General features: G+C 42.6%; 14 protein-coding genes. 2 read left to right on the forward strand and 12 right to left on the reverse strand.

The window, feature by feature from the left end; genetic code table 11:
• Positions 1 to 3: 3 nt before the first annotated feature.
• The 12 genes from AB1K89_RS03660 to cyoE all read right to left on the reverse strand — a co-directional run bounded on the left by AB1K89_RS03660 (position 4) and on the right by cyoE (position 8,517).
• Entirely contained in the window at positions 4 to 480 is a 477-nt protein-coding gene (locus AB1K89_RS03660) for an NUDIX hydrolase (protein WP_413053404.1), read from the reverse strand.
• Positions 481 to 497: 17 nt separating this feature from the next.
• Complete coding sequence (gene dnaN / locus AB1K89_RS03665; RefSeq protein ID WP_413053405.1) at positions 498 to 1,628, reverse strand: DNA polymerase III subunit beta; 1,131 nt, start codon at positions 1,626 to 1,628, stop codon at positions 498 to 500.
• 21 nt (positions 1,629 to 1,649) lie between these two features.
• Positions 1,650 to 1,943 (reverse strand): DUF2087 domain-containing protein, encoded by a 294-nt coding sequence (locus AB1K89_RS03670; protein WP_413053406.1) that lies wholly within the window; start codon positions 1,941 to 1,943, stop codon positions 1,650 to 1,652.
• Between the two features lie 33 nt (positions 1,944 to 1,976).
• A complete protein-coding gene (locus AB1K89_RS03675; RefSeq protein ID WP_413053452.1) occupies positions 1,977 to 2,456 on the reverse strand; it encodes a tetratricopeptide repeat protein in 480 nt (159 codons plus the stop codon).
• A gap of 13 nt (positions 2,457 to 2,469) precedes the next feature.
• Positions 2,470 to 3,009, reverse strand: coding sequence for a ribonuclease FAU-1 family protein (locus AB1K89_RS03680; RefSeq protein ID WP_413053407.1), 540 nt, complete (start codon positions 3,007 to 3,009; stop codon positions 2,470 to 2,472).
• 116 nt (positions 3,010 to 3,125) lie between these two features.
• Positions 3,126 to 3,740, reverse strand: coding sequence for an NUDIX hydrolase (locus tag AB1K89_RS03685; RefSeq protein ID WP_489686557.1), 615 nt, complete (start codon positions 3,738 to 3,740; stop codon positions 3,126 to 3,128).
• Between the two features lie 60 nt (positions 3,741 to 3,800).
• A complete protein-coding gene (locus tag AB1K89_RS03690) occupies positions 3,801 to 4,250 on the reverse strand; it encodes a GNAT family N-acetyltransferase (protein ID WP_252503817.1) in 450 nt (149 codons plus the stop codon).
• A 112-nt stretch (positions 4,251 to 4,362) separates the two neighbouring features.
• Positions 4,363 to 4,998: an SIMPL domain-containing protein gene (locus AB1K89_RS03695; RefSeq protein WP_413053409.1), complete on the reverse strand. Its 636-nt coding sequence runs from the start codon at positions 4,996 to 4,998 to the stop codon at positions 4,363 to 4,365.
• A gap of 105 nt (positions 4,999 to 5,103) precedes the next feature.
• The gene (locus tag AB1K89_RS03700; RefSeq protein ID WP_413053410.1) at positions 5,104 to 5,826 is read right to left on the reverse strand and encodes an amino acid ABC transporter ATP-binding protein; all 723 of its coding nucleotides are present in this window, start codon (positions 5,824 to 5,826) and stop codon (positions 5,104 to 5,106) included.
• A complete protein-coding gene (locus AB1K89_RS03705) occupies positions 5,826 to 6,572 on the reverse strand; it encodes an amino acid ABC transporter permease (protein WP_413053411.1) in 747 nt (248 codons plus the stop codon). Before AB1K89_RS03705 ends, AB1K89_RS03700 begins: the two co-directional genes overlap by 1 nt.
• Before the next feature lie 36 nt (positions 6,573 to 6,608).
• Positions 6,609 to 7,406 (reverse strand): basic amino acid ABC transporter substrate-binding protein, encoded by a 798-nt coding sequence (locus AB1K89_RS03710; RefSeq protein ID WP_413053412.1) that lies wholly within the window; start codon positions 7,404 to 7,406, stop codon positions 6,609 to 6,611.
• Positions 7,407 to 7,584: 178 nt separating this feature from the next.
• Positions 7,585 to 8,517 (reverse strand): heme o synthase, encoded by a 933-nt coding sequence (gene cyoE, locus AB1K89_RS03715; RefSeq protein ID WP_413053413.1) that lies wholly within the window; start codon positions 8,515 to 8,517, stop codon positions 7,585 to 7,587.
• Positions 8,518 to 8,735: 218 nt separating this feature from the next.
• Between cyoE and AB1K89_RS03720 the strand changes: the two genes are divergently transcribed.
• Positions 8,736 to 9,158, forward strand: coding sequence for a YusW family protein (locus AB1K89_RS03720; protein WP_413053414.1), 423 nt, complete (start codon positions 8,736 to 8,738; stop codon positions 9,156 to 9,158).
• Positions 9,159 to 9,285: 127 nt separating this feature from the next.
• A complete protein-coding gene (gene ypfJ / locus AB1K89_RS03725) occupies positions 9,286 to 10,122 on the forward strand; it encodes a KPN_02809 family neutral zinc metallopeptidase (RefSeq protein WP_413053415.1) in 837 nt (278 codons plus the stop codon).
• Positions 10,123 to 10,278 lie beyond the last annotated feature (156 nt).

The following is a 10,278-nucleotide window of genomic DNA, read 5'->3' on the forward strand; positions in this document are numbered from 1 at the left end:
TATCTAGTTAACGGTGCTCAAAAACGTATAATGTTGCAATAAAAACTCATCCAAGATCTCTTTATGGCTTTTAACGATATTCGCAGGCAACTCATGGGGATGAAAGTATTTGAATGTGATGGATTCAGCCTGATCGACCACTAAGTCCCCTTTTGCATTTTCTGCATAATAGGCGATTGTCACGACATAGAATTCATCTCCATTTGCGGCTCGAATGAAATATTCGGGGCCAGAGTAAACATTGATCAATGTCAGTTCATCCACTTGCAGCTGAGTCTCCTCGAATAATTCACGCCTCACCACGTCTTCCGTGGATTCCCCTAATTCCATTAATCCGCCTGGAATTCCCCAAGCACCTTCGGGAAATCTCCGCTGTTGCAACAATAGCCTTCCCTGTTCATCAACAACGACGACGACCGAACCGACAAATATTAATGGTCGATGTCCTACAATTTTTCGTAGATCTTTTATATACCCCATTTCAAAGCCCCCTTTGGTTATGTTCGCAATGGTGAAATCAACTGCACGTATGAAGAATTACCTTCCGGCTCAATGACAGCTGGTTTCATCACTCCACAAAAACTGATTGTCACCTGTTCTTCCTGTATCCCTTTTAACGCTTCAAGGAAAAATCTACCGTCGAAGGTCATATCAATTGCGGGTACCCCTTCTACCCTACTCAATCTTTGTAGTTCTTCTATCATTCCGATTCCTGCTGAGTTTGTTGTTATTTTCAAAATGCTATTGTTGACTATAGCTAAGTGCACATTGTTATGCTTCCATTCCTCAGAGAAAACACAAGCTCGGTCAATCCCTGCTATCAATGCCTTCGTGTTCAGCGTCATCTTCGTCACAAAGTCGTTCGGAATTAATGATTTGGTATTCGGATAGTTCCCTTCAATCAGTACAGAATACAAAATCGTGTTTTCTGTTGAAAGCACAATCATATTATTCGCTATCGAAATATGTACTGTAGCAAAGCTGGATTCCTTCAAATGTAATAGTTCCATTAAGCTTTTACTTGGAACAACGACTGAATGAGACCCTTCACTGTTAGTGATTTGTATCTCGCTACGTGACAGGCGATGCGAGTCAGTTGCAATACAAATAAGCTTGTTCTTTTCAAACTCCATCTTCACACCTGTTAGCACTGGCTTCGCCTCACTTTTAGAGACAGCAAATATCGTTTGTTTGACCACTTCTCTTAACGAGGAAAACTCAACCTCAACAGAATGAAGTATTTTGATCTCCGGCAGTTTTGGATAATCGATTGCAGATAAGCCATTCAGTCTCGTAACAATATCACCAGACCTAATGAGTACTGACTGCATATTGTCAGTTGAAATCTCAATGTCTTCAGGCAGTTTTTTTAGGAGATTCATAAAATGCTTGGACAATACAACTACACTTCCAGCTCGATGTACCTCAACGACTGTTTCTCCACTTATTTGTAGAGGGATTTTCTTTTCAACGAATACTTCTGAATTGCCGCCAGTTAGAATAACGCCGTCTTTGTTTGCTTCTATTTTAATTCCCGACAGGATCGGGAGCAGACTTTTATTCGAACATATTTTATGCAGTTCAGAAACAATCGCTGAAAATAAGGAGTTCTTTATGGTGAATTTCATGAATATGCTCCTCTAGTATGATTAATCATCAATCCAATACTCCTTCCCATCATCGCTACGATGCATGAACCCGTAGTCGATAAAGAAACGTCGAATGGTCGCAAAATCGGGATAAATCTCTTTAAGACTCGCATTTATCTCTTTTTCCAAATACACTTTACCAACTTCGAATCGCCGTATTATTTCTTGGGCAATGATGTACTTTCTTTTGTCTTTGCTTGGAAACGTCTCAAGCGGACCATCTAATCCTTTTCTAAAATAACTTTTTAACACTTTCTCTCTTTCAATTTCAGTAACATGAAATCTCTCTTTCATATTAATCATTCCTTTTGTTCTTTTTCTACACAACTACCATGTCTTGTCCAGTTTGTCTGAATAGAAACTAATTGCTCTCTCATAAGATTTGATATCCGGATCGTTAGTAGTTTGGACAAGGCATGCTAGAAGAATCTCCATCGCCTCCACATGTTCCCCAACGTTATATAAAGTCATGGCATAGAAAGTCTTCAATGCATTGTTTTCGGGAAAACGCGCTAGCCCGCTTTCAAAGACAGCCTTTGATTTTTTATATCTTCCCAAAGTTCGGTATGTACTCCCGAGTCCAATAGTTGCACCTAATGCATCTTCATCATTTAATCCTAATTGAAGCGCTTTTTCATAATAAGGTACAGCTTCCGCTTCCTTTCCTAAAACGTCAAAGCTCCATGCACATTGGTAGTTGATCTCGGCACTTTTTGGATCATCTTTTGCCAATGCCTGTAGAATTTCATTCGATTCTGTGAGTTTACCTTCGCTACGTAGCACGATAGCTTTTGATAGATTATCCATAATTGTCACCCTTCTAATTCCCCCTTACTATTAGTAGATGCCCATGAGTCCTTTCAAGTAGATCAAAGCTGTTTTCGGCTACCATCGTTTTAATTCGATCAAACTCCGTCCATGCAAGTGCAAACTCATCATCTGAAATTACTTGACTGCTGTGCGCAGCTTCCAATTCGTCAATATCTTTCTCTATTATTTCCCCACTAGGCAGCACGATCAGATCCAAGAACAGATCATCCATCCATGGACCATTCATATGACAATAGCCATTCTCCCTGCAAATATCGATATACCATTGGACAATTTGGCCGGATGAATCAAACACAGTCGTCACCGAAAAATGCTTTCCATCGGGGAAATGCTGAAGCCAGCTGTAGCCTTTGTCAGCAATGCAAACTGCCCGCCCTCTATAATTTTTATAAAGCGGCCCGGTCACATTGTGCATTTGAAGCAAAGTGATATACCCTTTAAATTGTGGTGTTGAAATATATTTTTCTACATATCCTCTCTCCACAATCCGCTTCCAATCATACCTACTACCAAATTTGCGCTTTAACATAATACCCCCCTAGCTTGGCCTCTCACTGTATAGATGGAGTTGACCGACCAAGAACATCGATACTCCAGCGAGCATGCCCGTACCGCCAATAACGAGTGCGTGATTATATCCCCTCTTCAATCTCCATCTCTTCCATTTCTAATATAGTCTTTTGCTAAATGGTAAGCCGTAACTGTAAACAACTGAGTGATTTCCTTGTTCCGAATCATTTCTCCCATGCTTGCAAAAGGAAAACGTCTTACTTTTAGAACTTCCGTCTCATCCAATTCTTGCTCATGTGTACGTTTTGCATCGGTCATTAAAAAAGTAATCACCTTATTCGTCTGGGTGGCCGGATTAACCATGAACTCCCCAAGAGGAATCAGCTCATGCTCCGAGACATAGCCAGTCTCTTCCCGGACCTCGCGTCGAATCGCATCCTCATATGATTCGCCATCTTCCACTTTCCCCGCAGGTATTTCAAGATAAAAACCTTTTCCAGGATGACGATATTGCTCTACAAGAACGATTTCCTCTTCCTCTGTCAATACGATTGCGTTCACCCAGTCCGCATACTCATTCACATAATAATCCTCGATAATTGTTCCATCAGACATTCGGCATGTATCTCTTCTCAAATTGCCAAATGGTGATTTAAAATGATATTCAGAATGCAACACTTTCCACTTTCCCAACCCACTCTTCCCCTTTAAACCATATGTATTTCCCGGACCGCCCCTGTGAATGAACACAGGGAGCGGTCCTTCTCAACTGCCGTATTCCATATAATCCTTATGCAACTCGATACCCATTCAACTGAACCGTAGTATATGTGTCGTTTCAGAAGCAGAATCGTCGAATGAAAAACCGCCCGCGCGATAAAAAGCATCCGCCTTCGCCGAATCTGTCCGAACGGTAATTTCATTGAAATGGTGTTTCGCTTGTTCAATGATCGATTGTAGCAATAACGTACCGACCCCTTCCCGGCGGACTTCATCCAGCACGTAAAATCTTCGTAGACGCCCCACATCTGCTTCTTCTGAAAATGGGGATTGATTGATGCCGCCAATTGCCACTACGGAACCTTCATTATTTTTGACACAGTACAATACTTCTCCGGGCTTATTAAATGTATTGGTGCCATCCTCAAACTCATTCACTAAGCGAGTGACGAAACGATAGCCCTCTTCTTCACTTTCCTTTACCAGTTTTGTAATATCCAATGAACGCAAGTCTTCTACCCGTTCCACAGCGTATTCCATTTGCTATTCCCCCTCAATTTACGTACTTACTAGTACATTCAACGAAATGTTTGAAAATACCTGCAAATTCGTAAGAAAAGCCGGAAATCCTTTCTGGATCCGGCTTTTCCTATCAATATTGAAATTGAACTCTTAACGTTGCGGTTATGAGGATCTGCCCGCCTTCTATTGGAGTTGTCACTTGATCGGTTTTCGCAAATGTTTGTAACGGAACCGGTTGTCCGCCTTGTTCTACCTCAATTATTTTTACGGGCTGCGGCTCGACTTGCACTTGCAATTCAGCGGCAATTGTTCGGGCTTTCATTTGAGCATTCCGCAAAGCTTGAACGATCGCTCCCTGCCTATAACGCTCGGTGTCCTCCACAGTAAATTGTATATTCGAAACCCGATTTGCCCCATTTTCCACAGCTGTATCAATAACGCGTCCAACTTGTTGAATATCTGTAATCTTTACCGAAATAGCATTGCTTACTTCATATCCTCTAAAAACTTGTTGTCCATCGACGTAATCATATCTCGGCGATATAGTATACGATACCGTTTTAATATTTTCCCGCGGAATACCTAAGCGCAATAGCGATTGGATTACGTTATTCATTGTTACGGCATTTTCCTGTTGCGCAACGCTCAGTTGCTCATCCATCGTGACGACTTCCAATTGGACTGTCGCGATATTCGGTTCAACAGCAATCGCCCCATTCCCGATGACGATAATCTTCCTAGATGCCCGATTCACTTGTTGGTGCATTATAGGATAATAAATTCCCTCTCCCCCTCTTCCCGATTGTTCTTCTCAATTGTATGCAATTGAAAAAGGCGCCTATGACTTATAACAGCCATAGACGCTTTTGAATTATAGAATCTTACTGAAAAAAGCCTTCGTTCTATCGTTCTTCGGATTCGAAAAGATTTCATCTGGCGTCCCTTCCTCTACCAACAAACCTTGGTCCAGAAACAACACCCGATCTCCCATTTCCTTCGCGAATCCCATTTCATGAGTGACGACGACCATTGTCATCCCTTCGATTGCCAACTGCTTCATGACGTCCAACACTTCCTTCACCATTTCTGGATCGAGTGCTGATGTCGGCTCATCGAATAACATGACCTTCGGCTTCATCGCAAGCGCCCTAGCAATGGCGACACGTTGCATTTGCCCACCGGATAATTGTTCAGGATAAGCGTTTGCCTTATCAGACAGCCCGACCTTTTCAAGAAGTTGCCGCGCCAACTCTTCCGCATCCTTTTGATTCATTTTCCGGATTTTGATCGGTGAAATCGTTATATTATCGATGACACGCATATGAGGAAACAAGTTGAATTGTTGGAAGACCATCCCGACTTCCCTCCGGATATCATTAATATCCGTTTTCGGGTCATTGATTTTCACGCCGTCTATGAACACTTCGCCCACAGTAATTTCTTCAAGTAGGTTGATGCATCTCAAAAATGTACTCTTTCCCGATCCACTTGGACCGATGACACAGATTACTTCCTTCTCTTTTATGTCGTAATCAATGCCCCTCAGTACATCCAATTTCCCGAACGATTTGTGCAAATTTCTTACTTTTATCATCACAATCTCACTCCCGGTTCAGAACGCCTCATTGAAAAAATATTCTTTCTTGAGGAAGAGATATAGCTATTGCTAAACCTGTTTTCAATATAACTGATGAGTTTCCCGCAGATAAACGTCAAAATGAGATAAAGGACGGCGACCGTTAAATACGGCTCCCAGAATCTCGAATAAGCGCCTGCGACCACTTTCCCAGCGTAAAGCAGATCGCTTGCAGCAATGACAGTGACTAGGGAAGAATCCTTCAGCAACGCGATTAATTCATTTCCGAGCGGCGGAATCATTCTTCTAAACGCTTGGGGGAGGATGATTAATTTCATTGCCGTATTATGCGGCATGCCGAGGGATCGCGCAGCTTCCATCTGCCCCTTATCAAGCGATTGAATTCCGGCACGGATAATTTCTGCATTATAAGCGGCACTGTTAAGTATTAATGCCAACGATCCCGACACAAAAAATCCTAATGAATGCCCAAATATACTAGGTATCAATGCGGTATGAATCAGCAGGATTTGCACTAATAATGGTGTTCCCCGGAAAAAGTCTACATAGAATTTTGCCGGATAGTAGATCCATTTCCGCTTTGACAACTTTCCCATTCCGACAATCAAGCCTAAAATGAATCCTCCGATATATCCTACCGCTGTCAATCCGAGAGTTACCCAAATCCCCCGGATGAAAAGCTCCCGGTAACTCCATATGTTTTCGAACATCTCAATTCGTAAACCTAAAAACTCCAAGAACATCACCTCCAAGATGTGTATAGTTGTTGCTTAAAATGATCACTCCACATCAAAGCCGGTGATTTCTTTCAACTTTCCATTTTCCTTAATCTTTTTAATTCCTTCATTCAACAAATCGAGTACTTCCTGATTTCCCTTTTTCACCATCAACCCATAATATTCTTTTTCAAAACTGTCGTCTTCTATCGTTTTCACCTTCACGTTAGGGTTATTTGCCTTGTAATCAATGATGACTGCATTATCACCAACTGAAGCATCCGCATTACCATTGATCATTTCAGTAATGGCAAGTGGCATTGTTTCAGCTGCGACGATTTTTGAACTTGTCTTTCCTAATAGATCCGCAACGACAATATGCCCTGTTGTATTGATTTGAACCGAAACCCGCTTATCCGCCAAATCATCGAATGAATCGACATCCGAATCTTCGGGCACGAGGATCAATTGATTCGCCACGAAATATGGATCAGAGAAATCGTATGATTGCTCCCTTTCCGGAGTAATTGTAATGGAAGAAACCGCAAAATCGACTTCTCCGTTATCAACTGCCGGGAATAATGGCTCCCACCCGTAATTTTTGTATTCCACTTCAAAACCGGCAGCCTCCGCTATAGCATTCACGATATCGATATCAATTCCGACAATATTCCCTTTTTCGTCCATATACTCCATCGGTGCATAAGTCGCATCCGTTCCGACGACCAATTTCCGTTTTCCACTTGTATCATCCCCGCCTGATCCGCTCGTTTTTGTAGAACTCGCTCCGCATCCGATCAGAAAAATGGATGTGCACACTAATGCAATCCCTACCAGAAAACGTTTAACTGATTTCTCCATTTCGACTCCCCCTTATGTTTCGCTCAATTTACAGAATTGATTGATACTTTAATAGATTATATACGAAAACGTTTTCATTCACAACTGAATATTTTTAATTGAAACCCAATAGCGAAACTTCAATTATCCACGCGCAAAAAAACGCTCCGTTGTCAACTTTCGACGAACGGAGCAGTTTTTAGAAAATCGGCAGCGTCACAGCTACCATCAATAAGAATAAAATCGCAATATAATTGACGGAGTAGATGAACATCACAAATGCCCATCGATCATCGTCTTTCGTGAAAAATCCACGGATGGAGACAATCAAGAAGCCAATATTCAAAATCGTAGCAAGCACGATGAATACCATACCCAATGATCCTAAGTAAAACGGCAATGGTAGAAGGCATGCAATGTAGACAAACATTTGACGCTTCGTCATTTTAAATCCACGAACGACCGGCAACATCGCTACATTGGCCGCTTTGTATTCATCGTACTTCCTCATCGCGATTGCGAATGTATGAGGCATTTGCCAGATGAACAAAATAATGAAAAGCAAGATCGGAACGATATGCCATGATGGCGCAATAGCGGCCCACCCGATCATCGGCGTGACGGCTCCTGAAATACTTCCAATAACCGTATTCAACGTGTATTTACGCTTTGTCCACATCGTATACATAATGACATATGTGAACCACCCGACAAATCCGTAGATTGCTGCTTCCATCGTTGTGAACAGCAGCATGATCATCCCTATCGCCGACAGTGATATACCGATTCCGAGCACGGTCTTCAACGAGATGTTTCCGGTTACGGTCGGACGTTTTTGAGTCCTTTTCATCACCGTGTCGATATCAACGTCATACCAGTTGTTAAGGACAAGCGCGCCGCCCATCAAAATCGTGCTTCCGATGATCGTCAGCCAAAATAATTTGCCATTCGCAAGCAATGATCCCCCAGTGAAATGTAGAGCAAGCCAAAAGCCGACAAACACAGGCAATGCATTAGCAAGCAGAACAGGCGCTTTAAAAAGCGATTTTAAATCCGCAATGATAGTGCCTGACTTTGTCTCATCTATGATTGTGCCATTTTCAGTATAAGTAATATCAATTTTTTTCGTCATATCTATATACGCTCCTCAGAGGTATTTCTGTAAAGTTTCATCCCTTCTATCATATCATTTCAACCGGCAGAATTTAAAGGTTTCTCGATTTTTCGTTGGATATTCACATATTTTCTCTTTCGTTTGACACATTTTATTCAAAACTGGCGTTGTAGTATATATGATCTGATTGCCGGTTATGTTAGAAATAGTGGAATCGAAAGGATGAATGATCGGATATGAAGAAATGGATTTATTTCATTCTGGCATGCTGTTTCATTATCATGAGTGGGTGCAGCAACCAAAATCTTGTTCCAAAAACTGAAGCGAGCAATGTCGTCGATACATATGGCATCACCTCATTTACCGTGACGATTGATACAAATGAAAAGCGAGAGGCGCTGAAAGCAAGTTTTAATGAAAAAAAGGAAAGATCTGAAGCGGAATATAAGAATAAGAAAGAAGATGTCGCTCTACATGGCAAAAAGGCGTTAAAAAAAATAACGGAAGCGTTCGAAAAGATGCAACCTGACCCGGAAGCCGAAGAAACCGAATTGATTAATAGCGCTGCGGAGGCATTTGGATTCAAAGAGTATAAAATGATAAGGTTGGAAGTTAAATTCAAAGGATATGACAGTAAAGAAATCATGTTCTCCAAATAACACTGGATATCGGACTCCGAAAGGATTTCGATATCTTTTTCTATGTTTGCCTATAAATCATTGAAACAGGGTAAAGCATAAGTAAATCAGTGGTAAATGCAATGATGTTTTCAAGGAGGATATTTTAATGGAATGGAAAGGCAGAAGAGGAAGCAGAAATGTGGAGGACCGAAGAGGGATGGGAGGTAAAACTCTCGTTGGCGGTGGAATCGGCGGCATCGTCATGCTGCTCATTGTCATGTTTCTCGGTGGTGATCCGGGGGATATCCTTAACAATTTGACGACCTCCCCTTCAAATACGGAATATGTAGAAACGGAACAGGATAAGGAGCTTGCCGAATTCGTCTCGGTCGTTTTAGCGGATACGGAAGATGTGTGGACAGAGGTTTTCGAGAAGGAAGGTATGGTTTATCGTGACCCGACCCTCGTGCTCTATTCAGGAAGTGTCCAATCAGCATGCGGGATGGCTGGTTCAGCTGTGGGCCCCTTTTATTGTCCAGCAGACGAGAAATTATATATCGATTTGAGCTTTTACGATGAATTGCAGACGCAGTTCAATGCGCCCGGTGACTTTGCGATGGCCTACGTTATTGCACACGAAGTCGGCCACCATGTCCAAAAGCTATTGGGCATCACCGACGATATGGCGAGAATACGCAGCCAAGTGAGCGAGGAAGAGTATAATAAATACTCCGTAAAACTGGAATTGCAGGCGGACTATCTTGCAGGCGTATGGGCTCACCATGCGCAAGGAATGGGCGTCCTGGAGAAAGGCGACTTGGAGGAAGCGCTGAATGCAGCAAGCGCTGTCGGGGATGATACGATTCAGAAAAGGGCTCGTGGCTATGTCGTACCAGATAGCTTCACGCACGGAACTTCCGAACAGAGGAAAAAATGGTTTTATCGCGGATTTGAGGCGGGGAATCTTGAAGAAGGAGATACCTTTGGTGCCGGGAATCTTTGATTAGTGTTCGAGGTAGAGTGCTTTGGACGCGCGGGCGCTCGCTTTGGGCGCGGAACGCTTCACTTTGGGCGCGGAACGCTTCACTTTGGGCGCGGAACGCTTCACTTTGGGCGCGGAACGCTTCACTTTGGGCGCGGAACGCTTCACTTTGGGCGC

It is taken from the genome of Sporosarcina pasadenensis (genome assembly GCF_047228845.1).
In the GTDB taxonomy this organism is placed as follows: domain Bacteria; phylum Bacillota; class Bacilli; order Bacillales_A; family Planococcaceae; genus Sporosarcina.

Excerpts from the sequence above, each read along its gene's own strand:
- cyoE (WP_413053413.1), bottom strand. The coding sequence starts at position 8,517 with ATGACGAAAAAAATTGATATTACTTATACTGAAAATGGCACAATCATA.
- AB1K89_RS03675 (WP_413053452.1), bottom strand. The coding sequence starts at position 2,456 with ATGGATAATCTATCAAAAGCTATCGTGCTACGTAGCGAAGGTAAACTC.
- AB1K89_RS03690 (WP_252503817.1), bottom strand. The coding sequence starts at position 4,250 with ATGGAATACGCTGTGGAACGGGTAGAAGACTTGCGTTCATTGGATATT.
- AB1K89_RS03705 (WP_413053411.1), bottom strand. The coding sequence starts at position 6,572 with ATGTTCTTGGAGTTTTTAGGTTTACGAATTGAGATGTTCGAAAACATA.
- AB1K89_RS03660 (WP_413053404.1), bottom strand. The coding sequence starts at position 480 with ATGGGGTATATAAAAGATCTACGAAAAATTGTAGGACATCGACCATTA.
- dnaN (WP_413053405.1), bottom strand. The coding sequence starts at position 1,628 with ATGAAATTCACCATAAAGAACTCCTTATTTTCAGCGATTGTTTCTGAA.
- AB1K89_RS03700 (WP_413053410.1), bottom strand. The coding sequence starts at position 5,826 with ATGATAAAAGTAAGAAATTTGCACAAATCGTTCGGGAAATTGGATGTA.
- AB1K89_RS03720 (WP_413053414.1), top strand. The coding sequence starts at position 8,736 with ATGAAGAAATGGATTTATTTCATTCTGGCATGCTGTTTCATTATCATG.
- AB1K89_RS03680 (WP_413053407.1), bottom strand. The coding sequence starts at position 3,009 with ATGTTAAAGCGCAAATTTGGTAGTAGGTATGATTGGAAGCGGATTGTG.
- ypfJ (WP_413053415.1), top strand. The coding sequence starts at position 9,286 with ATGGAATGGAAAGGCAGAAGAGGAAGCAGAAATGTGGAGGACCGAAGA.
- AB1K89_RS03710 (WP_413053412.1), bottom strand. The coding sequence starts at position 7,406 with ATGGAGAAATCAGTTAAACGTTTTCTGGTAGGGATTGCATTAGTGTGC.
- AB1K89_RS03670 (WP_413053406.1), bottom strand. The coding sequence starts at position 1,943 with ATGAAAGAGAGATTTCATGTTACTGAAATTGAAAGAGAGAAAGTGTTA.
- AB1K89_RS03695 (WP_413053409.1), bottom strand. The coding sequence starts at position 4,998 with ATGCACCAACAAGTGAATCGGGCATCTAGGAAGATTATCGTCATCGGG.